Source organism: Hyphomicrobium sp. D-2 (genome assembly GCF_029872155.1).
Taxonomy (GTDB): Bacteria; Pseudomonadota; Alphaproteobacteria; order Rhizobiales; family Hyphomicrobiaceae; genus Hyphomicrobium_A.
Genome location: NZ_JARXLA010000001.1, coordinates 23939 through 49081, shown reverse-complemented (window position 1 = coordinate 49081; position 25143 = coordinate 23939). Strand labels below are relative to the sequence as shown.

The following is a 25143-nucleotide window of genomic DNA, read 5'->3' as shown; positions in this document are numbered from 1 at the left end:
AAAGTGGAGCCCCCGGCCTATGCTCATGGTTAACCCCCCGGCACTTCATCTGGCAGCGATGCTGCGTGCGGTGGCGGCTGGTCTCATCGCCTTGATGGCGGTGGCGCTATGGCTGCCTGCCAGCGCACAGGCGCAGCAGGAGCCGGCTGCACCTGAGGAAGTGCCGGTGGCGGGCGAGACCGATGGCACATCGCGCCGTGTTGTTGTGCGCTTCCTTACCGAAGGCGATTTCCCGCCATTCAATTTCTACGATGAGGATGGCTCGCTGGCCGGCTTCAATGTCGATCTGGCGCGCGCGATCTGCTCGGAACTGAACACGGCCTGCGATATCAAGGTGCGCCCGTGGGGCGAGCTGCTGCTGGCGCTGCGGCGCGGCGATGCCGACGCGGTGATCGCCTCGCATGCGGTGACGCCACAGGCGCTGACCGAGGTGGATTTCACCGACCGCTATTTCCAGATGCCAGGGCGCTTTGCCGGACCGAAGTCGCAGGAGCAAACGGAGATCAGCCCGGAAACGCTGGAGAGCAAGCGCATCGGCGTGGCGCGCAATTCTCCGCATGAAGCGTTTGTGCGCGCGTTCTTCCGTTCCAGCGCCGTGCGGCCGTTTGAAAATCCCGATCTGGCGCGCGATGCGCTGCTGCAAGGTCAGGTCGACTACATCTTCGATGACTCTGTGAGCCTGGTGTTCTGGCTGCACGGCACCGCATCCAAGCGCTGTTGCGAGCTGAAAGGCGGGCCATACCTGGAGCCGAAGTTCTTCGGCGATGGCATGGCGATTGCGGTTCCCAAGACCGACTCCCAGATCAAGGCGATGCTGAACGGTGCGCTGGCCAGACTGCGGTCGGACGGACGCCTGGAAGAGATCACCGAACGCTATTTCCCGGTGAAGATTTTCTAGGGGCAGGAGAGCGTCGCAAGGATGCGTCGGCGTAGTGCGGATGGAAGCCTGCGGGCGCCGCGATCGGCCCTCAACGAAGCAACGGGGAGCCTCAGCGGTTAATTTCAACCCTGATTAACCGCGTTGGCTGCGGCATCGGCGCGACTGTCACAATACTGCAAACTGAATCCGGTCATTGGAGCCATCCAAGCGCAAGCAACCTTGCTGCTGAAAAGGATGGACAATGGTCCAATACCGCACACTGTTCATTTCCGACGTCCACCTCGGGACGCGCGCGTCACAGGCGGATTTGCTCCTAGACTTTTTACGCGAGACGGAAGCCGACACGATTTATCTGGTCGGCGATATCGTCGATTTCTGGCGTATCCGGCGCGGTCCGATCTGGCCGCAGGCGCACAACGACGTGCTGCAGAAGCTGCTGCGCAAGGTGCGCAAAGGCACGCGGGTCATCTTCATTCCCGGCAACCACGACGAAGGTTTGCGCCCCTATTGCGGCCAACACTTCGGCGGCATCGAGATCGAGCATCAGACGGTGCACGTGACGGCCGATGGCAAGCGCTATCTGGTGCTGCACGGCGATGAGTTCGACGTCGTGGTGCGTTACGCGCGCTGGCTGGCGTTTCTGGGCGACCGCGGTTACGAGTTCGCGCTGTGGCTCAACCATCCGCTGAACTTCATCCGTCGCCGGTTCGGGCTGGGATATTGGTCGCTCTCGGCGCATTTGAAGCTGCGCGTTAAGACGGCGGTGAACTTCATCGGCGAGTTTGAGAAATCGCTTTCGGATGAAGCGCGGCGGCACGGTGTTGACGGCGTGATCTGCGGTCACATCCACCACGCTGCCTCGCGTCAGATGGACGGCGTGCACTATCTCAACACGGGCGATTGGGTTGAGAGCTGCACGGCGATCGGCGAAACCGAAGACGGCCGCATGGAGCTGATCCGCTGGCACGACGTTGTGAAAGCCCGCGATCAATCCATCACCAAGCAGTTGACCAAAGCCCTGCAGGTGGCGTGATGCGCATTCTCACTGCGTCGGACGCTTGGCACCCCCAGGTGAACGGCGTAGTGCGCACCTACGAGCGTTTGTCGATCGAGCTTGCCGCGCTCGGCGTTGAGATGAGCGTGGTGGGGCCGGAGGAATTCCGCACGCTGCCGTGCCCTACCTATCCCGAAATACGCTTGGCAATGCCGGGTATGAAACGGTTTGCCCAGCGCTTCGAAGCGTTGAAGCCCGACGCGGTGCACATCGCCACGGAAGGCCCGATCGGCTGGATGGCGCGGCGCTACTGCCTGAAGCGCGGCATACGCTTCACGACCAGCTTCCACACGCGTTTTCCGCAGTACCTCAGTCAGCGCTTTGCCGTTCCGGAAAACTGGACGCTGTCGCTGCTACGCCGGTTTCACAATGCCGGAGCGGGATTGATGGTGGCGACGCCGTCTTTAGCGCGCGAGCTTGAGGCCAGCGGCTTTGAGCGCGTGATGCCATGGACGCGCGGTGTCGATACCGATCTGTTTCATCCGCGCGACATTCGGCTGTTCGGCGATGGACCGGTGTTTCTCTATGTCGGACGCGTCTCGACGGAGAAGAACATCGGCGCGTTTCTCAATCTCGACCTGCCCGGCCGCAAGGTGGTTGTAGGCGGTGGCCCGCAGCTCGATGAATTGCGCGCGCGTTATCCCGACGTGACATTCACCGGCAAACGAACGGGCGAAGAGCTGGCGCAGTGCTATGCGTCAGCCGATGTGTTTGTGTTCCCCAGCCGCACCGACACGTTCGGCATCGTGCTGCTGGAAGCGATGGCTTCGGGTCTGCCGGTGGCGGCGCTGCCGGTTTGCGGACCGCGCGACATCGTCATCGATGGCGTGAGCGGTATTCTGTCGGAAGACCTGCGTGCTGCGGCTTTGTCGGCGCAGCGGCTGGACCGCGATATCGTGCGTGCCAGCGTGGCGCATTACAGTTGGGCCAGCGCGGCGCGGCTGTTTCTGGCCAACATCACCGACGCATGCCTGACGGGCGAAGCGCGGGTATGCGCCCGGCGTGATCTGCGGTTGCCAATCGCATCGCGTGTTCCCGTCCGGCAACCACGCGCGACGCATTGAGTATTTCTTTCGCGCCAGCGACACCGCTTCGCGGAGCCGGCCGCTGGCGCATGATTGTCTTCTTGGCACCGGCGACTGCCTTCGGGGAGCCGGCCGCCGGTGCATGATTGGGGGGCAGCCAACGGTGCGCTATTGGGCTTCGCGTTTCTCGGCCGCGAACTCTGCCTCAAGATTTTTTTCCATCTCGACCAGATCCTGCGGCAACGGCATACCGAAAGCCTTCAGCTCGTTCAGCTTTTCCGTCAGCTGCAGATAAAGCTCGTGCCGATCGGTCGGCTCGTTCTGCATTTGCGTGAACAACAAACCGACTTCCGCCTTCAACGCTTCAAATGCCATTTACGGTTCCTCGCCGTTCAAGCCTCAACAGGTATCCATGAACATAGATGGCAACGGTTACTGACTATTCCACCGGGAAGTCGAAATAAGTGTTCGGATAGGGCTCGTTGCGCAGGGTGTAATGCCACCACTCGCTATAAAGGTTGCGGAAGCCACACGCCGACATGGCGTCGCGCAGAATGGTGCGGTTCTGGCGTTGTACGTCGCTGACCTTCTGCGATCGCGTATGCGACAGCGTTGAAAAACAATCGAAACCCGTTCCCATATCGACGCTGCCGTCATCGGTGCGTCTGCCACTGCTGGAATCGCAGGCGCGCACAACGTTGTCACCAGCCTCAAACGGCACAGCGGGCTTTGCCGCCGGCACGATGGAGAGATCGATCGTGCTGCCGCGGCTGTGGCCGGAGCGCGATGAAATGAAACTGTCACGGAACAGGTTGCGCTTATCGACTTCTGGATAATACGCCTGCTTCATCTTCTGGTCGCGCAGATTGCGCCCCCAGTTGACAAAGGCATTCACCGCCCGCTGCGGACGATAACAATCATAGACCTTGATGGCATAGCCGCGCGGGCGCAGCGCATCCGCCGCGCACTGCAACGCCTTGGCGGCGCGATGCGTCAGCAGACAGCGCGCGCCGTTGTAACCGGGAATCGGTTTGCCGACGAAATTCTGCGCCGTCACATAACGCATTTCGACGACGAGATCGGGAATGAGCGATCGAGCGTCGACGAATGATTTGTGCGGAGATTTATATTCAGCAGCGGCGGAATTGGTGCCGAACGCCAGACCAGCAAAACACATTGCTAACAGCAATGCGCATCGCGCGTCATCCAGCACATTCTGCCGACGCACCATCGTCAGCCGGCTTTCTGATAGGTGCCGACGATCTGCGCTTCCGCCAGCACATGCCCCTGCATCGCCGCCAGAAGTTCAGCCTTGGTCGGCCGATCGAGATGCGAAAGCGTTGTATCCAGTGCGTAGAGCTTGAAGAAGTAACGGTGGCGGCCGATCGGCGGGCACGGGCCGCCATAACCGGTGCGCTTCCAGTCGTTGAGGCCATCTTTCGCGCCAGCCGGCAACGACGTGACGCCTTCAGGCAACCCCGGCGTATCGGGCGGCAGATCGAACAGCACCCAATGCACGTATGTCATTTTCGGCGCAGCGGGATCGGGCGCATCGGGATCATCGACGATCAACGCCAGGCTCTTCGCCTCGGCGGGTACGCCGGAGAATGTCAGCGCAGGTGACAGATCACGGCCCTCGCAGGTGAAGGCGGCTGGAATTTCGCCGCCATCCTGAAACGCCGGAGCTGAGATGCCGAGTGCCATGGCCGTCTCCCTTTAGCTGTGCGCGTGACCTCAATCGCTGCGGAGCGGCACGGTTTAAAACAGGTTCAAACCGGGGGGCAGCGCAATGCCACCCGTTACTTCCTGCATCTTCTCCTGCATCGCGGCGTCGAGCTTGCTCTTGGCATCAGCCGACGCAGCGACGATGAGATCTTCAAGGATTTCGACCTCGTCGGGCTTGGCCAGACTTGGATCGATCTGCACGCGACGCACATCACCCTTGCCTGTCAGCGTGATTTTGACGAGGCCACCACCGGACTGGCCTTCGATTTCCATCAACGCCAGCTCTTCCTGCATTTTCTGCACGCGTGCCTGCATCTGGCCCACCTGCTTCATCATGCCCATCAGGTCTTTCATCTCGCTAGCTCCGCTGAGAAAAGTTGTTATCCGGTGCGCGACTTGTTTTGTTCGCTGCGCGGCAACGGACGGATGCTTGATATCTTCGCGTCCGGAAAATGCCCAAACACTGCCTTCACGGCCGGGTGGGCCTTGAGTGCCTCGATCTCGACTGCCTCACGCTCGCGATTGACCTCGCCAACGGGACGCGCACCCTTTTCGCGCGACAGTACGACAACCCATTTGCGGCCCGTCCAGGCGTTCAGCTTTTCGCGCAGTTCGTTGGCGATCTGAGGCGGCGCGCCGGGCAGCAAGAACAAATCGATCGCGCCGGAATTGGCATCGAATTTTACCAGACTGACGCGGTCTTCAAGGTTCATCTTCAGCATCATGTCGCGGCGTTCGCCGATGAGAGCGATGACTTCCTCGAACGAGCGCGGATCGGCGGCAGGCACGGCTGCGGAAACCGCGTTCTGATCTTCGATCAGCGCGTTGAGTGATGCGTCATACTCGGCGTCAAAACCGTCATCGTCGCCGAAGCCGCCATCATCCTCGAATGGAATCAGCCGGTCGGCGGGCGAGAGCGGCGCGCGGGCTGGCGGCGTCGCGTGATCGACGTGCGCTCCGGAACCCGAAGACGGCTCCAGTATTTCGCGCGCCGTTGGCGTGAACGGTTCTGCCCGGGGCGGCATTGCAGCGCTGTTGAGCGGCGCATCGCGCGATGGCGCGCCACCCGCAGGGGCTGGGGATTGCGATGAACGCGCCAGCGCGCCCTCGCCGCCCAGCATGCGGATGAGTTCATCCGGCGAGGGCAGATCAGCGGTGTAGGCGAGGCGGATCAGCAGCATTTCAGCGGCAGCGCGCGGATTGGCGGCGCGACCAACCTCATCGCCGCCCTGCAGCAACATCTGCCAGGCGCGCGACAGCAGCGGCGTGGACAGGCGCTCGGCCAGCGCAGCGGCGCGGCGGCGCTCCTCGGCGCTCAGGCCGTCGCTGCCGGCATCCGAGCCAACCGCCTTGATGCGCGTTGCGGTGTGCACCGCCTCGGCCAGATCGGCGACAAGCTGCACCGGATCGGCGCCGTCGCGGTGCATGTCATCCAGCGCCAGCAGCGCGGCTTTGGCGTCGCCTCGGAACACATGTTCCAGCAGGTCGAAGATGCGGCCGCGATCTGCAAGGCCCAGCATGGCGCGTACGGCTTCAACGCCGACGTTGCCCTGCCCCATCGCAATCGCCTGATCGAGCAGCGACAGGCCATCGCGCACCGAACCTTCAGCCGCGCGGGAAATCAGCCCCAGCGCGTCGGGTTCGGCGGTGGCGCCTTCCTTGGTGACGATGCCGGTGAAGTGCGCGGCCAGCTCCGGCACGTCGACGCGGCGCAGATCGAAGCGCTGCGTGCGCGACAGCACCGTGACCGGAACCTTGCGGATCTCGGTCGTGGCGAAGATGAACTTCACATGCTCGGGCGGTTCTTCCAGCGTCTTCAGAAGGGCGTTGAAAGCGCCCTTCGACAGCATGTGAACCTCGTCGATGATGAAAACCTTGGTGCGGGCGATGATCGGCTTGTAGCGCGCGCTTTCGATGAGCTCGCGGATGTTGTCGACGCCCGTGTTCGAGGCGGCGTCCATCTCGATCACGTCCGGATGGCGGCTCTCGATGATCTCGGCGCAGTGCTTGCCCAGCACCGGCATGTCAAAGGTGGGCGCGGTGACGGTGTCGGTTTCATAGTTGAGGGCGCGGGCGACGATGCGCGCGGTGGTTGTCTTGCCGACGCCGCGCACGCCGGTGAGCATGTAGGCCTGGGCGATGCGACCCGATGCGAAGGCGTTGCGCAACGTGCGCACCATCGCCTCCTGGCCGATCAGATCCTCGAAGCTTTGCGGACGATATTTGCGGGCGAGCACCACATAGGGCTTCGCCGCCGCCTGCGCCTGATCCGAACCTTGAGAATTATTGCCGGCCATGTCTCTACCTTTGGTCCGCATGGGCCATTGCAGCGAATGAGCCATGGGAGCAAGGCGACCGTCCCGGCGCAGCCGAGCTAGCTCGGATGACAGGTCGCGCCCTCGCGGAGGGCAGCTCGTCGCACAGCGGCAAGCGATCGGCCCGTGAGCAGAAATAATAGAGGAGGCTGACGAACGACCCGCGTCCTAATCGTTAGGGCTGCTTCCTTCCGGACCTGACCCGGTTGGCGAGGGATGCGCCCGCCGCCAACCTCCCGCGCTGATTATGGCTGCTGCCGCCTCCGCTTACAAGCCTTCAGGCCCCTCTCCCCAACTTCTTCCACGCCGCACCCCATGGGCCGCCATGGGCCGTCATTTTTCGGGCTTAGGCTTGCGGCAGAAAGACCGGTGGTGATCGCCAACGGCCACCGGGCTGACCTGGCAACCGGAATTGACTCCGCCCGCAGGCGAATTAGGCTCGCGGACGCGATTATGTTGGGGGACCAATTGCATATGAAGTACTTTGCGTCGCTCTGTGCCAGCGTTGTGGCCGCCATTGCGGTTGCCGCACTTCCGTCCATGGCCATGGCTGCCTGCCCCGCGGGCGACGACCTGGACCTCCAGCTCCGCGACAAGGAGCTTCAGCGCCATCTTATTCTGTCCGGCTTCCTGGCCGCCGAGATCGGCCGCGCCAACGAAAAGATGCTGCGCGAGGCCATCACTGATTTCCGCACCGCCAACGCGCTGCCCGGCGGCGAGGACGCGGTGCTGACCGAGGCCGAGTGCGCCATCCTGAAGCACAACAACAATGCGGTCTATAAGTTCATCGGCTTCAAGCAGGTCATCAATCCGGTCAACAACCTGAAGATGACATTCCCGGCCGGGCTGCTGCCGCCGGAACCCAAGCCCTCCAACACGACCTGGCAAGAATACGATCACCCCGGCAAAAGCCGCGTCGCCATCGATGTGTTCCGCGTCTCAAGCCGCGAATCCTCCACCAGCTCGTTCACGCGCGGCTTCCAGGCCTACAACGCACTGACGCTTACCTATCTGCATAACTCCGGCTCTGAGGTGATTGCGGAGGGCGCCGGCAACCGCTGGGGCAACCGCTACTACTTCCACAACATGAACTTCGAATATCAGGGCGGCCAGCGCGGCATCTACATCCGCTTTGATATGCGCCCACCGGCGGATTTTGTGCCGCCGCCGGAAATCTTGGCCGCAGCGAAGCTTGAGAAGGTCCAGAAACAGATCGCCAAACTGTTCACCGCCGGACTGGCAGGCGCGCGCCCACCGACGGAAACCGAAGTTGCATGGTCGCTGATCGCGCGGGCCGTGTTCAACATCGTTGCATCTGACTTCTACGACCAGAACGGCTGGCAGGAGCTGACGACGCGAGAGTGCGTATTTGGCCCGCAGCGTCGCGCCCGACGTGGTGGTGTGCGCGTGGTGTTTGCAACAACGCGCGCCATCGCCGACCCCAAGGGCGACATGACGACGATGTTCGCCAACGCCCCCAGCGACAAGCTCACCATCGGCTGCATACAGGTGAACCCGCGCATGTCGCTCTCAAGCGGCAACAACACCTACCGTGGCGCATGGCAGGGCGGTGCGCGGGCGGCCAACGCACGCATCAAATTGCTGACCGATCCGATTGACCGCAGCACCGAAAATTATGTGCGCATCGTCGATACCGCAGCGGCGGAAGATGCGACGCACGCGCTGCTGGTTATCCATGGTTACAATAACTCGTTCTACGAGGCATTGCAGGCCACAGCACAGATTGCGGGCGGCGCCGACTACAAGGGCCGCGTCTATATGTTTTCCTGGCCCAGCGTGCGCAGCTCGCTGCGCTATCTGCAGGATGCCGACAACGCCGAGGAAGCCGAGGGCTCACTGCAGGCGTTCATTGCCGCCATCCTGCGCGACAACAACATCCGCACGCTTGATATTGTTGCCCACTCAATGGGTTCGCAGAAGCTGATGCGCGTGATGGGCTCGATCCGCTCCATCCTCGACGGCCGCCGTCAGGATGAAGGCACGCTGCGCCTCGGGCAGGTTGTATTTGCGGCGCCGGACGTTTCAGCGGCGGTGTTCAACACCAAGATCAACACCTGGGCCAAGCTTGCCGAGCGGGTGACGATCTACACTTCCGGTGGCGACTGGGTGCTGTGGCTTTCCTCGCTGCTGCGCGGCCTGAACGATCGCGCCGGCGGCCACGTGCCGTGGGGCGAACCGCTGTATGTGAACGCCAGCAACGTCTATGTCATCGACAAGACACCGCCGAAGTATGACTTCTGGAAGTTCTTCACCTACACCCACTCCGACTACGTGGACGACAAAGTGATCCTGAACGACATCCAGGCCGTCATCACCGGCAAGCCGTCGGGCGATCCGAGCAAGCGCGATCCGGAAGGCAAGCTGTTTACTGCCAAGCCCTACGTCGGTGTTTCGAACAAGAAGTACTGGGAGGCCAACCCGGAAGGCCTGCTGGCCGACGCGAAGGAAAAGGTGAAGGAAGGTTTCGACCGCAAGCTGCCGCCGCCGCGCTGGCGGCGAGAAGCACCCGCAACGGATAGCCCGGCCGCGGACCCAGCGTCGGAAACGCCAACGGCGCAACAGCCAGCGGCGGCACCAACCGCAACCGGCACGGCGCCATAAGCCGATGGCACCGCTGCCCGATGCTGCCAGCAGCACGACGACCTAACGCAACAACGCCGGACCGATTGATATCGGTCCGGCGTTTTCATTTACAGGCGCTGCGGCTTGGGGCAGCCCTTGCATTGCTGCCTCGCCTTTGAAGAGAAACAGCGTGCCCCCCGATGTCGAGGGCATGGGCGCGGTAGGCGTTTGCTTCACCCTTGTGCCAGATCGCCGGTCAGTCAGGCGCGCGCCCAAACAACGCCTAGTTTCGGTTGCATTTCCACACCATCGAAGGTCAAATCGCTTTCTCTGACCGATTATCGATGCCATTTTTCCTGAATTATTTTTAGCGCCCGAGATACATGCTCTATTTTATTGGTCCACCCGGCTTTAACCCAGCCGTCGACACACCCGTATTGCTGACAGGATCACCGCAGCAGGCCTGCATCGACTGTTGCGCATCGCGCAGTCCTCGGCGGCTTGCAGAGGCGTTCGCCAGCGGCTGCGCCAGCTCATCCATACCGACCGCGATTTACCGCGGCGACAGAACGGCAGCCAAATAGTGCGGTCTTCATCTCCGCCCCGAAATCTCCTGTTCTGGGGATGCAGTTTCGTCTTGCTGGCCGCGCTTCTCATCGGCGGCGCGTCACGGCCGCGGCTGGCCTCCGACCTGATACTGCAGCTCATGTCCATTCCGCTGCTCGCGTTGGCGCTGTGGCAATGGTCGCCTGCGCCCGCAGCCAATGCGCAGCGCTGGATCAACCTCGTTCCGGTGCTGCTGCTGGCGCTGCTGGCCGCTGTTACGGCTGCACAGCTGATCCCACTGCCGCCGGAAATCTGGCAGGCATTGCCAGGCAGAGAAACGATCGTCGAGACGTATCGGACTTTAGGTGTCGAACTTCCCTGGCGACCGCTCAGCGTTGCGCCATCCGAAACCTATGCCAGCCTGCTCTCGCTTGTGGTTCCGGCGTCGATATTTCTAGCCGTTTGCCAACTCGACGCGCTGCAGCGCAGGACGTTGACCCTCATCGTGCTTGCCGTGGCGGCAGCATCGGTCGTGCTGGGGCTGACACAGGTCGCATTTGGCAGCGCGGGCGCAATCCGCTTTTACGACTTCAGCAACCAGAGCGAGGCGACAGGATTTTTCGCCAACCGCAACCACTACGCCGCGCTGCTTTTCTGCGCCTTTCTGCTGAGTGCCGTGTGGGCAGGAGAAGCGCACCAGCGCTTCATCGCCTTCGGCCGCCGACGCCCGTTTTATGTCGCCTTGCTGGCGGCCGCACTGCTTCTCATGATCGCTTTGCTTGCCGCCCAATCGATGGCCCGTTCACGCGCGGGCCTGCTGCTGGCCATTGTCGCCATGGTCGGCGCGCTGGCGTTGGCGTTCATGACGCCGCGTCAGACGCAGGGCCGCATTTCAACCACCAAAATTCTGGCCACCGTTTTCGCGATCGCCAGCGTGCTGGGAGCGCAGTTCGCTCTGTACCGCATCATGCAGCGTTTCGATGCCGATCCGCTGCAGGACGCGCGGGTGCACTTTGCTCAGACCACAGCCGAAACAGCTTACAAGCTGATGCCGTTCGGCGCGGGATTGGGATCGTTTGAATCGCTCTACGGCGTTTACGAGAAGATTGAAAATCTGCTGCCCAATACGTTCGCTAACCGGGCCCATAACGATTTGCTCGAGTTCTGGCTGGAACTGGGGCTGTTTGCTGCGCTCATCCTCGCGGCATTCATCATCTGGCTTGGCATACGCGCGGTGGCGGTGTGGCGGCGTTCGGATGAATACTCTCTCGATACATCGCTGATGCGCGCGGCGGTTCTCATTGTTGGCCTGCTGTTGCTGCATTCGCTGGTCGATTACCCGCTTCGCACCGGGGCAATGGCGGCCGTTTTCGCGTTGGCATGCGGGCTGCTGATGCCGCCTCCAAGATCGGCAAATGACCGCGCAGATGCGCCCAGCGCAGCCGAGCCACGCTCCGCACCGAAGCCACAGAGGTCCGGAGGGACGGCTGGAAAACGGCCGTTCCGGTTAGCGCCTGAGCATCACGCCAAGGTGTCCGCTGAGACGCTGCCTCCCCGCGCTGCGACGTCGAAGGATGCCAGATCCAACGGCGCTGGTACGCGCACGTGGACATCTCCGGAAGGCTGGCCGGAGGAATGGAAAAAGGGCGATCGCGAAAGCTGACGGCTGACGGCTGACGGCTGACGGCTGACGGCTGACGGCTGACGGCTGACGGCTGACGGCTGACGGCTGACGGCTGACGGCTGACGGCTGACGGCTGACGCTATTAGCTAGTGGTCACCTGGCGCGCGCAATAGCGTTCTGGATAAATGGCGCAGCACGGCTGAAATGATTGCGCGACAGGTAGCGAAGCCGTCACCGACGACGACCTATTTCGCCGGAAGCACTGCATCGGGGCGCCACCAATTCCGATGCGGCCGCAGTGAACCGGACGTCCGCAGGCAGTCAGCTAACCGTCAACAAAGCAGCCCTCTGACAAAGGCCCTTCTTACAACAGAAGCAGGAAACTCGCCGTGCTCGGCAGGATACGCAGCAAATTCTGGTACACGGTTTTCGTGCTCGACGTGTTCACCACGATCAGGTCGCCGTCACGAATATCCGGATCGGCCGTCTTGCCGCCGCGGATGTCGTCGATATCGAAGCGCGCTACCGACTTCTGACCGCCGCTCTGCCGGAACACAACGATCTCGCTGTCCGCCAACTCCGTGACACCTTCTGCAATCGAGATGAACTGCAGCAACGATGTGCGATCGCGGATCGGATAGACGCCCGGCTTCTTGACCGCGCCTTCGATTGTGACGCGACGGCTGTTGTATTCCTTCACGAACACCGTCACCTGCGGCGACTGCAGATATTTGTCGCCCAGTTTTTGGGTCAATTCCTGCTCAAGATCGCGCGCCGTCTTGCCAGCGGCATCCACCTCGCCGACCAACGGCAGATTGATGCTGCCAGCATCGGCCACCTGTACGCTGCGCGACAGCTCGGGAACCTTGAACACTGAAATTTCGAGCACGTCCTGCGGACCAACCTTGTAGCCGTGGCTGCCGGGTGTTGCAGAGGCCATCAACCGATCGACCCCGTCGACACGCACAGGCGCGCCGCTCAGTGTGGGTGAGCCCATCGTTGAGCCACCGGAGGGGTCTGCGAATGAGGCCGATACCGATTGCGGGGAAACATCGCCGCCAAGGCTTGCCGTTGCCCCATCGCCCATGGATGCGCCACATCCTGCGGCGAGCACCCCGGCCAGCAGAAAAACCGTCATCAAGAACAAATGGTTAGGCAATACGCGGAGCCAAGAAAATGGCATAATCTAATACTCCTGAGCCGGAACAAAATGAGTTCCAGCAATAATTATCTGGCAGGAAACAACACTAGCCGACTACCCGTCAACGGCGAAAAGTACCGTGGTGCTCGCTTAAGCGGTATTGCCGACAAGCGATTGCCCGGCGGCCACAGGGACGGGCAATTCCCGCCACAACGAGCGCAGGGTGAAACGTTAAAAAGCCAGCCGTCAGACCGCGCGCTCCGGTCAACGCCGTTATGGCCCGCCGCAGCCTGAGCTATTGCTCCTCATCGTCCTGGCGACGGATCTTCAATGCGTCATACCAAACGTACCCGGAGATCAGCTCCTCCGACGCCGAACGGGCATCCAGCACTAGCCGGACCTCCTGCGCGGAACAGTCTTCCGCCGGCACTTCGATATCGGCTTCAAACGGGGTCCAGTTAGGCTCGCGCGCCAGGAACATCGGGCTTTCCGCGATAACCTTGTTCGTCGGCAGGCACCGCATCCGCCAGACCATTCCCCTGCGCCCTGAAAGCTCACCTTGCAGGCGGCCTGAAAGCTTATATCGCCCGGCCGACAGAACGGTGATCTGACTTACACCGCGGAACTTTGCGCGCCCGGCGCCAAACTCCAGATAGAGCGCCCGATCACCATCCGCATCGATGCGCTCAACCGTGTCGATGCTGACCCCGCTCCCGCCCGCAATCGCCCAGTCAAACGGTGCTCCGCTCGGCTGGACATCAAAACTGCCGTTGGTCAAAAATCCGACCTCGGCGAGATGTTCCTTGTCGATGAACTGCAGCCATACGTAGTAGGCGAAGCTGTAGAGCCGCTTTTGTATGAGGAAGTTCAGATAGCCGTTAATCTCCTGCGCCGTTGCCGGCGCTTCAGTTTCCCGAAGCGCGGTCATCAGCACGAGCGGCGTGCGCGCATCGTGGATATGCCGGACAACCCCACCGAAGAAATTTGCGCGCCAGCGAGGCTCGCCCGCCAGCAGTTCGATGAGCTTTTTCTGCGCTTCAGTCGCCGGAAACGGTCCACCCGACGAGCGCTCAGCGACATAGGCCAGCACCGGAAACAACTGGTCGCCGGTTTGCGGCCGCTTGCGCAACAGAATGTCCGTATACCGCAACGCCGTGTCGGCATCTTCGCGGATCGTGGCGTCACGTATCAGCCAGACAAGCGCGTCTGTCGATCCGGCTGAACGATTGACAGCGGCGCGCATGTAAATGTCGGCACGCACCCGGTCGCCATCAAGCTCAGCCAAACGCCCGAGAATTTCGAAACCGCGCGCGCTTAACGGCCTCGACTGCAGCACACGCGTCAGGTCAGCCGTTATCTGCTGGCGTTCACCCGCAGCCAGTGGAAGCTCCGATTTCGGTTTCAGCGCCAGACGCCCGATATCAGACCATTTCAAAAGCTCTGGTTTCTCGACCTGCCCCGGCGTGGCGCTATCGGTGCGACGCAGCTTTTCGTCTGCCAGTTCGACCAGCGCCGTCGCATCGGAAGCGTTGAGCATCAATGCCGTCTCGGGCGCTACCGTCGCGAGATACGCGGGCAGTTGGTGCGCAAACCACACGTAGAGCGCAAGCCCCGCGATCAGAACGGCGCCAACGCTGCGACCGGTCAGAAATTTCACTGGCTTGGGAACGGTCTCAGAAACGCGGGCCATGCGTCAACCGCCCAGGCGCGGAACGGAACGGTCGCTTGAGCTCAGCTTCGGATCCACACCGTAACTGTAGTCATAGCCGTAGCCATAACCGTAGCCTTCCGCCACGGCGTCAAATTTGGTCAACACGGCGCCGATCAAATTCGGATGACCCAGCCGCAAGCGCTTCAGCACAGCGCCGATCTGGCCCGATGTCGATTGGCCAGCGCCAACAACGAACACCGTTGCTTCAACGGTGTTGGCGAGAATGCTCGCATCCGCCATGCCCATGACGGGCGGCGCGTCGATAATGATGAGATCGAAGACCTCCAGACCTACGCGCAACAGCGAATGCAAACGCGGCCCCGCAAGCAGATCCGCTGCGCTCGGCGGCAACGGACCCGATGACATGAATGCAAGCGTCGCAATGTCGGTGGCCTGGAACGTCTCCGGTGGCGCACACGCACCTGCCAGATAACTGCTAAGGCCCGCGCCATTGGGAATAGCCATCTTCTTGTGCAGCGAAGGATTGCGCATATCGCCATCCACAAGCAACACCTTGAGGCCCATGTTGGCGAAATGGCGGGCGATGGCCAATGCGGTGATGCTCTTGCCTTCACCCGGTCCGGCACTTGTCACAGCCAGTGACTTTGGCAAACCCGTCGCCGTGGTCAACTGCAACGAGGTGCAAAGCGACCGGTAGGATTCCATCAACGGCGAGCGTGCATCGGCGAACTCAGCCTCCGGCGGATCACTGCTGACCTTGGGAATGACGCCCAGCGATGCAAGCCCGGTCACCCGTTCCAGATCATCGATATTGCGAACGGAATCGTCCATCATCTCCTGCAGGACCGCCACGCCGACCCCGACACCAAGACCGAGCAGCAGCGACAGCAGGATCGACCGCACAAGCTTGGGCGATGAAGGCGCAATCGGCACTTCGGCCCGATCGACGACGAAGATATTGTTCGCTCCGACGCCCCCCGCAACGTCAACTTCCTTGTGGCGCTGCAGCAGCCCCTCATACAGGCCACGGTTGGTGTCAACTTCACGCTTTAGAATGTTGTAGCGGATGCTGCGCTTTTGCAGATCGAGCGCCTCGACACGCAACTGCTCGATCTGCTTTTTCATCTCCTCTTCCTGCGCGGCTGCGTTCGCAAACCCGGCCTTCAGAGAATCCTTGATCGTGCGCACTTCAACGGCCAGCTGACGGTCGATCTCATCGATCTTATTCTGGATCTGCACCATCGCCGGATAGCCAGGTTTGAACGTCTCCAGCTTCTCCTGATACTCGGTCGCCAGAAGATTACGCTGGTCGCGCAGCCCCTCGATCACCTTGTTGCTGAGAAGCTGGGGCATGTTGATTGCGTTGGCGTTCTCAACCTGACGCCAGAGCTGTTCGGTTTTGATCCGCTCCGAAACCAGCACGCCCAGCGCGGCGTTGGCGCTGGCGAGATTATTCTCCGCGATCGATGCCTTTTCGGAAACGGCAACGATCTGTTCCCTCTGCGCGAATTCCAGCAGCTGCTTTTCCGATTCCTCAAGCCGCAGCTTCAGTTGCTTGACCTGATCCTCAAGGAAAGTCTTGGCGTAGACGTTGGCCTGAAAGCGCTTATCCAGATTGGAATCGCTGTAAGCGCTGGCCAGCGCTGTCGCGATCCGTTGCGCCATGACCGGATTAGGATCCGTGAAGCTGATATCAACCAGGCGCGAGCCAGCGATGGGACGCACCGAGCGGTTGTCGAGCACAATCTCGGTTGCCTTGCGTTCACGCTCCGCGCGCTGATTGCCCTTGGTCGCCGTCTCGCCCGATGACGTCAGCAGACCGATGAGACTGCCCAGCAGCGAAGGTCCGTGCGCTTCCTGAAAGCCTTCATTGTCGCCCAGTTTCAAAGCGACGACGACACGCTCCGCAAGGCCGCGGCTTTGCAACAGCTCGTACTGCGTCTTTAGAAACTCGATGTCTGTGCCTTCCAGCGGCGTGACGTTGCCGCCATCCACCACCTTGGCAACGTTGCGATCGATCTGCAGCCTGACGCTGGCGGTATAGAGCGGTGTCGTCATCAGCGACACGATAACGCCCAGCACAAGAAACGTGCCGACGACGCCCAGGATCATCCACTTGCGCTTGTTCGCGATCCGCCAGTATTCGCGCAGGTTGGTTGCCGGTTCTTCGCGCAGCATCGCCGCGTCGGCATAACCCGGATACCCTCCGTCATACCCAGCCAGCACATGACGCTGCGCCTGCGGGATCGGGGCAATACTGGAAGAACGACGCTCGTCGCCGGAGGGAATATTCTCGTTACTGGTCATGTCAACGGCTGAGATTGTATCATTGGTAAATATGCTGGCCGGTCATCAATATCCGCAACCTATCCCGAACCGGGATGGCTTAAATAAGCCCACGTGACTTTAATATGCCCACGTGGCAACGACGTACTCTCTCACTCAATATCCGCCAACCCAAGCCCTGACCGGAGCGCGCGTCTCAACGCAGAGAGAACGCCACACATTCCGGCTAAGCGCTACATTCTGTAAGCGAACGAAGCCCCGAAAAGTCACCGGCGGACATCCGTGACGCCACCGCCGACCGCCACAAATTGTGCCCCACAGCGGCCTATCTCAACATCGCTCGTAGAGATAGCACAGGAGCATGGCCGCGCATCCATAAATCCGAACTCCGACACTGTAGCGTGTCAGCCGCACCGGTTGCTACAGAACTCAGTTCTAAGGTTAGGCATCGCACCCCGTGCGCACTCCGCCAGCCCGCGTGCCAGCCGACAAGAATAGGTCGAGTCCGTCAACGTCTGTCAGCCAAGGCGCAGCAGCCAGGCAAGCTTGAGGGACAACTATTGCCGGCGTGGGTATCGGCCGCTGTGCTGCGGACTGCACCACGGCGAACCTTGCCCATGACACACCGACAAGAGCCTGCTGACCGAACCACGGGCCGTACGCCTTGGGCACTAGGCCGTCTTTCACAACACTCCTTGCCTGGCGCGCGCGGAAAGCAACCGTGACAACAAAAAAGGCTGGCGTCGCGGCCAACCTGCCATGTAGAACCGCAACTGCCCGTTAGGGCTCACTTTGTGCGTCGACGCTTATATAATTTAGTCTTTCTAGGGGTACAGGACGTGTTTATGGGTATGCATTTTTCCGACAGCGCACTGCTCTCTGCGCCCGCCCTACGGGCCCAAACCACCCCTGACATGTTATAGCGTGACGGCCAAAACGACCGCATCACGTGTCGATCATGCGACCTACTTTAACTGTCAATCCCAGCACACCACGATGTCGGCAATTGCTACCGACCTTTGGCGACAAGCTGCACGCATGCCTGATCTCAACCTACGTAGCCATCGCAGGAATTTACTGGCTGCCGGGAATAAATGCTAATCTCATCGCGCAAGCTAAAATCGCTTTGTTTGGCACGCTTGTCATAATTGGGCTGGCACGTTTCCGAATATCACACCGACAGCAAAGTAACTTGTATTTCTTGATGGGACTTTGCGCAGCCGCCGCCCTAACAACAAACATCATAAATGAAAACGCCGAAGTAGCTATCGGTCGAGCCAGAGATTTCATTGAACCATTGTTATGGCTAATCGCCTTATTCGCCCTACCCCACCGGGCTTTTCCATTTTTATTACGGGCACTAACATGGGCCATGGCAATTTTCTTGTGCCTAGCAATGTATCCTGTTTTTGCTTATGCGGGCCTTCTTCCTGACTTTCCCGTCCCACCTCAATTTTTCGAAGGCGGCCCATACTGGCTTATTGAAAGCTCTATGGTGTCAAACTCTGGTTTCTCGGCATCTCGTACGGGTTGGGGAGCCGTACTCGCGCCCGCTGCCTTACTCGCTGCGGTGCTCTTTTTGAAATCTCCAAAACCCAGCAAGCTACTCATCGCTACAACTGGCGTGTTACTTATCGGTGCGCTCGCCAGCATGATCGTAACCGGTGGCCGGGGCGGACCATTAGCTTTGGTCGCAGCTGTTGCATACGGGTTGGCCACAACCGGAGGATTGCGCGCTTCCAATATCGTCTTGCTAGCCGCAATAACTGGCGTGTTCTTATTCTCTGGCGCCATGGCATTTATCCCAGATCTTTTTTTCCGAAACACCGACGCGGGGGGCAGCCTATTTGACAAATTGAATGCTTTGTCTACCGGGCGCCTTGCATCTTTTGTTGCAGCATTCGATCGCTGGCAGGAAGCGCCTATCGAGGGGGTTGGTGTAGAAAATGCCCGTGTTTGGCTTGACAATTATGGCATTGTAGCAGTTCACAATGTCTGGTTAAGATTCTTAGCTGAATCAGGCCTTCTTCTTTTTGTTCCTTTAAGCTTGGTTACGCTGGAACTCGTCCGCCTTTCCTTAAACAAAGTCGATGCCAACATTCCCAGAGCATCGCTTGTCATAATTTGCGGTTTAGTTTTGGGGTTGCTCGAACCTAGCGTCGTTTTTGGATCGTTTAACGCAAATGCGCCAATATGGACGTCCGTTTGGATTATGCTTTTCACCGCCAAAAAACGGGTCAGGCGATTTGGCGGTTATTCTGGGGCATTTGGACATGCTTCTGCTACCCGCCTAGGCAGGTTCGAAACTCATGCGGGGCCACACTAAAATGGCACTCCGCAGCGGCATGTTAGCTCAAGGCGCATGGGTATTTGCTGGACAGGTCCTGTCCGCACTGGCCATCCTTGCCTCCTTGAAATTATGGGCCGTTTATCTGTCGCCATCCGAAGTCGGCACAATGGGCCTGGTCATCGGGCTCGCGTCTATCCTTTCTGGAATAGCGTCCGGCCCGCTGACACAATCCATTCTCGTCAGCTATGCAGGATACGCTCGCGAGGGGCAGGGCAGCACATTCCGCGCCGTGGGCTGGAAACTCATGGCGCGCGTCACATCCATCGTCGTGACGACGGTGCTGATCATCGGCGTCCCCTTGGCGCTGATGCTGCAATTGCCAGTATTTGTACCTGTCCTCGTCGCCGGCTTGTTCGCAGCTGACGCATGGCGCGGCTTCGAGATTTCGTTATTGGCAGCGGCGCGGCGGCAAAAGCTTGTTGGCATCATTCAATGTGCCGATGCTTGGTTGCGATTTGCCTTCCTATGGCTTGCGCTGCTGATGATACCCGCAACCGCCTACACAGCCATCGGCGGCAATCTGGCCGGGGCGGCCGTGTTGGTTTTGATTGTGCGGCTGACTGTGAAGCTTGAAGCCCAATCCGACACCAATGCAACGACGACTGCCAGCGAAGCGGCATCAATTTCAAATCGCCTCGTCTCACTTTCCAAGCCATTATTCCCGGCTGCCCTGCTGGCAAATGTCACCGAGATGCTGAACCGATACCTGATCGCTGCAACGATCGGACTGGCTCCCGCCGGCTTGTTTGTCATCAGCTACGGACTGGTCAAAAGACCATATGGGCTGCTCAATGCGGTGACCGACTGGACGATGCGGCCGATGATGGCAAAGGCGATCGCGGAGAATAACAGTGCCGAAGTCCGACAGGCGCGCCGGATCTGGCTCGCGGCCGGTGGCGGCTTTGCGTTGCTTGGCGTCGCGCTGTTCTTTTTGCTGCGCGAGCCGATCGTGCACGTAATTCTGTCGCCTGAGTATGCTTCCACCGCCCATCTGCTGCCGTGGCTTGCGCTCGCGATCGCCCTGTTCAACATCGCCAACATCTTCGGTGGCTTTTCGTTGACGATGGGCGACACGCGAGCGGTTTTGATCAACAATGCCGTCGGCGCCGTCACCGGCGCAGTGCTAACTGTCGTGCTGAGCTTGCAGTTTGGATTGCTCGGCGCCGCCTGGGGTTTGTTGGGCGGCTACGTCTGCCAACTCGCCACATCGATCGCAACCGCGCAGCTTCGCACACGGCGTCAATCGCGGGCCGAGCGGTAGGGCTTCCGCTTCGATCATACCTCAAGCGCCGGAGCAATCGCCTGTGCGGCTATCGCGCTATAGCTGAATGTCCCGGGGCCTTTGTCCGCGGCCACGCTTTTTAACGCGCGGATTTTCGCACAGTCGTCGCTGACCAAATCCCGCAGCACGCCGTCCAGTGTGTCGGGATGCGCATCATCAAGAAAGAGCGCGTTGCCGCCAAGATCCAGATGCTCCATGCCACGCCAGCGGTGAAACACTGCCCCCAGCCCATGACCAATCGCCTCCTCCCACAACACGGAGTGCGTACCGGGAAAAAGAGCAAGATCGGCAGCCCAGAACGCGCGGAATATCTCCGCCGTCGGCACCCACCCCATCATATGCACGCTGGCATCGCATTCGACATTCAGCAGCGCGGCGCGCACCTCATCATCCGGCTTGCCAAACACCAGCAGATGGCAGTTCGGGAGTTCACCGGCGCGCTTCAAGCGCGAAAAACGATCGACCAGCACATGAATGTTTTTGCGCATATCTAGCTTGCCGCCAGTCACAAACACGCAAGCATCTTCAGGAATTGACAGCGCTGCGCGCATCTCGTTGCGGACTGCCGCGCGATCCAAACCATGCAGCGCGGTGTCATCAACACCGAACGGCAGCAATCGCATTTTGGCGCGATCCAGACCGTATACATTGGCCATGAAATCACCGCGCGCCGGCAATGTCGGATAAAAACGCTCGATAACGTCACGGCAGCGCCTGACGATATTCCGATAGTAAATTCCATGCAGCAGGCGCCGGGAAACGAAACCGCGCGCACTGTTGACAAAGTCGGTATGGCTGTCGGCAAGCACGCGCACCGGTGTACGCTTCGCAAAGCTCCGAATTTTCAACAGATCCCAGAACTGCACGTCATGAATGAAAATGACTTCTGGTTGGAATGATTCCAGCCTTTCAAGCAGTCCTTCGTATGCACGAATTTTGGCCTGCGCCAGTTGCGGCACATAACGAGAATACGGCAAGCGATGCACCCAGATGCCATGCTCGTTAATGTAACTGCCCGGATCTACGTACGAAAGCTGAGTTTTATTGACGTAGCTCTCGGTCGACGCGATAATGACGACGTCGTGCCCCATGAGCTTATGGATCTTGGGTAGAATATTTTCCTGATAACCAAAGCCGTCAATATAGAAATTAGACAAACAAACGTGTGCTATGCGCATACCCTGCCCCGAAATAAATTTATCATAATGAATTGATTATAGAGAGCTTCAAACAATGGACCATCGCGAATTCATAGCACAACATTTTTGCCGACGTAAATTCATCTAGAAAATTGGTCTATAGAATCCGATGCTATGCCGCTCAATGTGCGGCATGCTCTTTTCGATTTTCAGTTAGCTAACAATCCAAGTCAAGCTGGCTAGTCCGCAGTCGAAACTTACCGCCAGGCTTCCAGGCTTGGCACCACGCCATAATAGAATTCAGGACCGATTGGTATAGCGCCCGGAACGAGAAGAGGCGCCGCAAGATAGAAGCGAGTTTCCGGCGTAGCGAAGATATTATGCATGATATTGTCGTAGCCCTCGAATTGTCGGGGATCCCGATTGTAAAGCCGTGTCAACTGACGCCAGCCGTCAGCAGGGGTTATCTGCTGCGATGCCGTTCGGCGCACACCGTCAATGTACATGTCGCCGACACTGGCGAGCGTCGACGTGCACCCGACGCTGCCCGATTTCACGCGGATATGGCAGTTGAACGCCCACTGCGGTGGCAGCGGCGCAGTCAACAGCGCGAACGGCAGATAGTGGTTGAGTCCGTTGATCGTTCGCGCAGTTCCGGTGCCCGTCCCTGCGGTGATGTCGAGGAGGTAGAACTCGACGCCGTAACGCCGTTTGCCAGCGTCTTTCAGCTTGTCGATCAACGCTCTCACGTCGACATCAAGCGCACCGGCCGTGCCACCATAATCGTTGTTGTTGGTGATGAACTTCGGGCCGCCAGCGATCGTCGCCCCGTTGGCCGCCAACACATAACTGGGCGCCGTGAAACTTCCTACGCTGCCCGACTGCGGCTCCGGGCTGCCGGCAAAGCGTCCGGCGTCCTTCAGGAGATTGTAGGGCGCCGACAGCGGCACACTTGCTGGCATGCGTACCGCGCCGCTGGTGCGGTCAATAATCAGCGCCTCATGCCATGTCGCGCCGTCCGGACTCACCTTGATGTGGAAGTCGTCGTCGCCGACAGTGCCGAACTCCGCCCGCCCAGACCAATCCGACTGGTAGAGCACCGACGCAGTACCGCCCGCAGCAGCCTTGTTCAGTTTGAGGCGCATGTCGCCCGAGCCGGGGGTTGTATCGTCATGACTCAGAAGCACGGCATCGGATTTCACCGCGAGCCGGTTGCCCATGTCAGCCGTCGCGTTGACGCCGACCAGCGCTGCCGGATTGAGACTGGCCGCTTCCGTCAGGGAAACCCACTGCGCGCCGTCGAATACAAGCGCCATGCTCTCCGCAGCCACCCAGGCGATCCATCCGCTGTTCGGGCTGAAATAGGCCCACGCGCCATCCTGAAAGGCCGCGATCTCTCCACCTCGGTCTGCCCAAATGCCAGTTGCGCTGCCGCTAACGATATGGCGCTGACCTTCGAGCGGTTCTTCGGGGGCTGTGGCAAGATCACGATCGACCACGGACAGGTGGACGATGGCATCAAGCGCCCGCAGCGCCGCATTATGCGTCACATGTTTTTGAGCTTGGGCGGCCATGATGTAGGGGAGCGCGAGATTTTTAGTCGTATCCATACTGGCCATCCTCCGTGGGGAAACGGACGGCATTGTGCTGTTCGTCGGCCGCGCGTGGATAACTGTTGTTGTTAAAAATCATTGGCGGGCCGACCATTGCCGATCCTTACGGCAACGACATGCCCGCAATCAGATAATGCATTGAAGGCGGAACAACTTATTTATGAACGCTCGCCCATATCAGATCTGCACGTCCTGCGTCATGGATACTTCGGATTCAGCCATCGTTTTCGATAGCGCCGGTGTCTGCGATCACTGCAACACCTTCCACACGAAGATCGAGTCGAACTGGCATCCCGATGAGCGAGGCGCGCGCGAGCTTGCAGACATTGTCGAACAGATAAAAGCCGCCGGTCGGGGCAAGGACTTTGACTGCATCATCGGCATGAGCGGCGGCATCGACAGCTCCTATCTGACCTATCTGGCGAAGGAAAAACTCGGGCTCCGGCCGCTGATTTTTCACGTCGATGCCGGGTGGAATTCGCAGATCGCCGTCAACAACATCGAGCGGCTGGTTGATGGACTGGGCCTTGATCTCTTCACTGAGGTCATCGACTGGCCAACGATGCAGGATCTTCAGCTGGCCTTTTTCCGTTCGGGCGTTTCTCACATCGACACGCCCCAGGACCACGCGTTTTTCGCCACGATGTATAAATTCGCCGAGCGTCACAACGTGAGATACATCCTGACCGGCGCAAACCTTTCGACGGAATGCATCCGTAACCCGATTGAATGGATGTATTACCAGTCGGACTCGCGACAGATCCGCGACATCCATCGCCGCTTCGGCAAGCGCTCGCTGGCGGCGTTCCCGCTGACATCAATCGTCTGGCACAAGGTTGTGCTGCCGTACGTGAAGGGCATCAAGGCAATACGGCCGCTCAACTACATGCCGTACGTCAAGGAAGATGCCATCAAGCTGCTGACCGAGCGCTTCGGCTGGCAGCCCTATCCGCAGAAGCATTTTGAATCCCGCTTCACGCGCTTCTACGAAAGCTACTGGCTGCCAAAACGTTTTGGCTACGATGTCCGCCGCGTTCAATACGCGAGCCTCATTCTGACCGGCCAGATGACTCGCGACGAAGCGATCGAGAAGCTCAAGGAGCCGCCCTACGACGAAGCCACCATCGGGCATGAGCTTGAGTTCGTTGCCAACAAGCTCGGCATCACCGTGGATGAGCTCAACAGCTACATGGATCTGCCGAAGCGCACCTATAGCGACTACAAATCCCAACGCCAGATCTATGACGTCGGCGCACGCATGATGCGCTACCTGGGCCTGGAACTCGGGGGCAAGCGATGATTGCGCTGGTCGATTATGGCCTCGGCAACATCCAGGCCTTTGCCAACATCTACCGCCGCCTTGGCTTTCCTACCGTGCAGGCGCGCACACCCGAAGAGCTTGAGGGCGCGCGCAAGCTGGTGCTGCCCGGCGTCGGCGCGTTCGATTGGGCAATGGAGCGGCTCGATGCTTCCGGTCTGCGCGCAACGCTTGACCGGCTTGTGCTGGAACAGAAGGTTGATGTGCTCGGCATCTGCGTCGGCATGCAGATGATGGCGCGCAGTAGCGAGGAAGGCAAAAGACCCGGCCTCGGCTGGATCGATGCCGATGTGGTACGCTTCGACACCAGCCACTTCAACCACAAGACCCAACTGCCGCATATGGGCTGGAACGACATCGTCCCTACCGCCGACGACACACTGTTTCGAAGCATCGCATCACCCCGATACTACTTTCTGCATTCCTATCACGTGGTGCCTGAGAACAAGTCGGATGTGCTGGCAATAGCCACCTACGCCGAAACCTTCGCTGCCGCCATCCGCGTCGGTAACATCTACGGAACGCAGTTCCATCCCGAAAAGAGCCACGACTGGGGTGTAAACCTGCTCCGCAACTTCGCGGAGATATGA

The 25143-nt window shown here is 59.9% G+C and carries 19 protein-coding genes and 1 other RNA gene; 9 read left to right on the top strand and 11 right to left on the bottom strand.

Annotation, left to right across the window (positions count from 1 at the left end):
* Positions 1 to 19: 19 nt before the first annotated feature.
* The 3 genes from QEZ49_RS00195 to QEZ49_RS00185 all read left to right on the top strand — a co-directional run bounded on the left by QEZ49_RS00195 (position 20) and on the right by QEZ49_RS00185 (position 2998).
* A complete protein-coding gene (locus QEZ49_RS00195) occupies positions 20 to 898 on the top strand; it encodes a transporter substrate-binding domain-containing protein (protein ID WP_280383060.1) in 879 nt (292 codons plus the stop codon).
* 223 nt (positions 899 to 1121) lie between these two features.
* Complete coding sequence (locus QEZ49_RS00190) at positions 1122 to 1913, top strand: UDP-2,3-diacylglucosamine diphosphatase (protein ID WP_280383058.1); 792 nt, start codon at positions 1122 to 1124, stop codon at positions 1911 to 1913.
* Positions 1913 to 2998, top strand: a complete 1086-nt coding sequence (locus QEZ49_RS00185; protein WP_280383056.1) for a glycosyltransferase family 1 protein — start codon at positions 1913 to 1915, stop codon at positions 2996 to 2998. Before QEZ49_RS00190 ends, QEZ49_RS00185 begins: the two co-directional genes overlap by 1 nt.
* A 129-nt stretch (positions 2999 to 3127) precedes the next feature.
* On the opposite strand, the gene QEZ49_RS00180 is transcribed toward QEZ49_RS00185, so the two are convergent.
* From QEZ49_RS00180 to ffs, 6 genes are all read right to left on the bottom strand, one after another.
* The gene (locus tag QEZ49_RS00180; protein ID WP_068463449.1) at positions 3128 to 3334 is read right to left on the bottom strand and encodes a hypothetical protein; all 207 of its coding nucleotides are present in this window, start codon (positions 3332 to 3334) and stop codon (positions 3128 to 3130) included.
* Between the two features lie 64 nt (positions 3335 to 3398).
* On the bottom strand, positions 3399 to 4136 hold the full coding sequence (locus tag QEZ49_RS00175) for a M15 family metallopeptidase (RefSeq protein WP_280383053.1): 738 nt from the start codon (positions 4134 to 4136) through the stop codon (positions 3399 to 3401).
* 56 nt (positions 4137 to 4192) lie between these two features.
* Entirely contained in the window at positions 4193 to 4663 is a 471-nt protein-coding gene (locus QEZ49_RS00170; RefSeq protein WP_280383051.1) for a YbhB/YbcL family Raf kinase inhibitor-like protein, read from the bottom strand.
* 54 nt (positions 4664 to 4717) lie between these two features.
* A complete protein-coding gene (locus QEZ49_RS00165; protein ID WP_280383049.1) occupies positions 4718 to 5038 on the bottom strand; it encodes a YbaB/EbfC family nucleoid-associated protein in 321 nt (106 codons plus the stop codon).
* A 26-nt stretch (positions 5039 to 5064) separates the two neighbouring features.
* Complete coding sequence (locus QEZ49_RS00160) at positions 5065 to 7002, bottom strand: DNA polymerase III subunit gamma/tau (protein WP_280383047.1); 1938 nt, start codon at positions 7000 to 7002, stop codon at positions 5065 to 5067.
* 138 nt (positions 7003 to 7140) lie between these two features.
* Positions 7141 to 7236, bottom strand: an RNA gene (gene ffs, locus QEZ49_RS00155) — signal recognition particle sRNA small type.
* A gap of 237 nt (positions 7237 to 7473) precedes the next feature.
* Between ffs and QEZ49_RS00150 the strand changes: the two genes are divergently transcribed.
* Together QEZ49_RS00150 and QEZ49_RS00145 are read left to right on the top strand one after the other, a co-directional pair.
* Positions 7474 to 9621: an alpha/beta hydrolase gene (locus QEZ49_RS00150; protein ID WP_280383045.1), complete on the top strand. Its 2148-nt coding sequence runs from the start codon at positions 7474 to 7476 to the stop codon at positions 9619 to 9621.
* A gap of 598 nt (positions 9622 to 10219) precedes the next feature.
* Entirely contained in the window at positions 10220 to 11791 is a 1572-nt protein-coding gene (locus tag QEZ49_RS00145) for an O-antigen ligase family protein (RefSeq protein ID WP_280383043.1), read from the top strand.
* Positions 11792 to 12116: 325 nt separating this feature from the next.
* Here the strand turns inward: QEZ49_RS00145 and QEZ49_RS00140 are convergent, their stop codons facing one another.
* The 3 genes from QEZ49_RS00140 to QEZ49_RS00130 form a co-directional block, all read right to left on the bottom strand.
* Positions 12117 to 12890: a polysaccharide biosynthesis/export family protein gene (locus QEZ49_RS00140; protein WP_280383042.1), complete on the bottom strand. Its 774-nt coding sequence runs from the start codon at positions 12888 to 12890 to the stop codon at positions 12117 to 12119.
* 298 nt (positions 12891 to 13188) lie between these two features.
* Positions 13189 to 14583: a hypothetical protein gene (locus QEZ49_RS00135; RefSeq protein WP_280383040.1), complete on the bottom strand. Its 1395-nt coding sequence runs from the start codon at positions 14581 to 14583 to the stop codon at positions 13189 to 13191.
* Positions 14584 to 14586: 3 nt separating this feature from the next.
* Positions 14587 to 16872, bottom strand: a complete 2286-nt coding sequence (locus tag QEZ49_RS00130) for a polysaccharide biosynthesis tyrosine autokinase (RefSeq protein WP_280383038.1) — start codon at positions 16870 to 16872, stop codon at positions 14587 to 14589.
* A 985-nt stretch (positions 16873 to 17857) separates the two neighbouring features.
* Between QEZ49_RS00130 and QEZ49_RS00125 the strand changes: the two genes are divergently transcribed.
* Together QEZ49_RS00125 and QEZ49_RS00120 are read left to right on the top strand one after the other, a co-directional pair.
* On the top strand, positions 17858 to 19177 hold the full coding sequence (locus QEZ49_RS00125; protein ID WP_280383036.1) for an O-antigen ligase family protein: 1320 nt from the start codon (positions 17858 to 17860) through the stop codon (positions 19175 to 19177).
* 1 nt (position 19178) lies between these two features.
* Positions 19179 to 20462 carry a lipopolysaccharide biosynthesis protein gene (locus tag QEZ49_RS00120; protein WP_280383034.1) on the top strand — a complete coding sequence of 428 codons (1284 nt, stop codon included), beginning with the start codon at positions 19179 to 19181 and terminating at the stop codon, positions 20460 to 20462.
* A gap of 14 nt (positions 20463 to 20476) precedes the next feature.
* Here the strand turns inward: QEZ49_RS00120 and QEZ49_RS00115 are convergent, their stop codons facing one another.
* Both QEZ49_RS00115 and QEZ49_RS00110 read right to left on the bottom strand, forming a co-directional pair.
* Positions 20477 to 21661: a glycosyltransferase family 4 protein gene (locus QEZ49_RS00115; protein ID WP_280383032.1), complete on the bottom strand. Its 1185-nt coding sequence runs from the start codon at positions 21659 to 21661 to the stop codon at positions 20477 to 20479.
* 218 nt (positions 21662 to 21879) lie between these two features.
* The gene (locus QEZ49_RS00110) at positions 21880 to 23232 is read right to left on the bottom strand and encodes a DUF2793 domain-containing protein (RefSeq protein ID WP_280383031.1); all 1353 of its coding nucleotides are present in this window, start codon (positions 23230 to 23232) and stop codon (positions 21880 to 21882) included.
* 163 nt (positions 23233 to 23395) lie between these two features.
* Between QEZ49_RS00110 and QEZ49_RS00105 the strand changes: the two genes are divergently transcribed.
* Together QEZ49_RS00105 and hisH are read left to right on the top strand one after the other, a co-directional pair.
* Positions 23396 to 24535: an N-acetyl sugar amidotransferase gene (locus tag QEZ49_RS00105; RefSeq protein WP_280383029.1), complete on the top strand. Its 1140-nt coding sequence runs from the start codon at positions 23396 to 23398 to the stop codon at positions 24533 to 24535.
* Entirely contained in the window at positions 24532 to 25143 is a 612-nt protein-coding gene (gene hisH / locus QEZ49_RS00100) for an imidazole glycerol phosphate synthase subunit HisH (RefSeq protein WP_280383027.1), read from the top strand. The genes QEZ49_RS00105 and hisH overlap by 4 nt, the downstream gene beginning before the upstream one ends.

Bases quoted from the DNA above. Each gene is read 5' to 3' on its own strand.
- QEZ49_RS00175 (WP_280383053.1), bottom strand. From the start codon at position 4,136: ATGTGTTTTGCTGGTCTGGCGTTCGGCACCAATTCCGCCGCTGCTGAA.
- QEZ49_RS00170 (WP_280383051.1), bottom strand. From the start codon at position 4,663: ATGGCACTCGGCATCTCAGCTCCGGCGTTTCAGGATGGCGGCGAAATT.
- QEZ49_RS00135 (WP_280383040.1), bottom strand. From the start codon at position 14,583: ATGGCCCGCGTTTCTGAGACCGTTCCCAAGCCAGTGAAATTTCTGACC.
- QEZ49_RS00180 (WP_068463449.1), bottom strand. From the start codon at position 3,334: ATGGCATTTGAAGCGTTGAAGGCGGAAGTCGGTTTGTTGTTCACGCAA.
- QEZ49_RS00110 (WP_280383031.1), bottom strand. From the start codon at position 23,232: ATGGATACGACTAAAAATCTCGCGCTCCCCTACATCATGGCCGCCCAA.
- QEZ49_RS00130 (WP_280383038.1), bottom strand. From the start codon at position 16,872: ATGACCAGTAACGAGAATATTCCCTCCGGCGACGAGCGTCGTTCTTCC.
- QEZ49_RS00195 (WP_280383060.1), top strand. From the start codon at position 20: ATGCTCATGGTTAACCCCCCGGCACTTCATCTGGCAGCGATGCTGCGT.
- QEZ49_RS00185 (WP_280383056.1), top strand. From the start codon at position 1,913: ATGCGCATTCTCACTGCGTCGGACGCTTGGCACCCCCAGGTGAACGGC.
- QEZ49_RS00105 (WP_280383029.1), top strand. From the start codon at position 23,396: ATGAACGCTCGCCCATATCAGATCTGCACGTCCTGCGTCATGGATACT.
- QEZ49_RS00150 (WP_280383045.1), top strand. From the start codon at position 7,474: ATGAAGTACTTTGCGTCGCTCTGTGCCAGCGTTGTGGCCGCCATTGCG.
- hisH (WP_280383027.1), top strand. From the start codon at position 24,532: ATGATTGCGCTGGTCGATTATGGCCTCGGCAACATCCAGGCCTTTGCC.
- QEZ49_RS00140 (WP_280383042.1), bottom strand. From the start codon at position 12,890: ATGACGGTTTTTCTGCTGGCCGGGGTGCTCGCCGCAGGATGTGGCGCA.
- QEZ49_RS00115 (WP_280383032.1), bottom strand. From the start codon at position 21,661: ATGCGCATAGCACACGTTTGTTTGTCTAATTTCTATATTGACGGCTTT.
- QEZ49_RS00165 (WP_280383049.1), bottom strand. From the start codon at position 5,038: ATGAAAGACCTGATGGGCATGATGAAGCAGGTGGGCCAGATGCAGGCA.
- QEZ49_RS00190 (WP_280383058.1), top strand. From the start codon at position 1,122: ATGGTCCAATACCGCACACTGTTCATTTCCGACGTCCACCTCGGGACG.
- QEZ49_RS00160 (WP_280383047.1), bottom strand. From the start codon at position 7,002: ATGCGGACCAAAGGTAGAGACATGGCCGGCAATAATTCTCAAGGTTCG.
- QEZ49_RS00120 (WP_280383034.1), top strand. From the start codon at position 19,179: ATGGCACTCCGCAGCGGCATGTTAGCTCAAGGCGCATGGGTATTTGCT.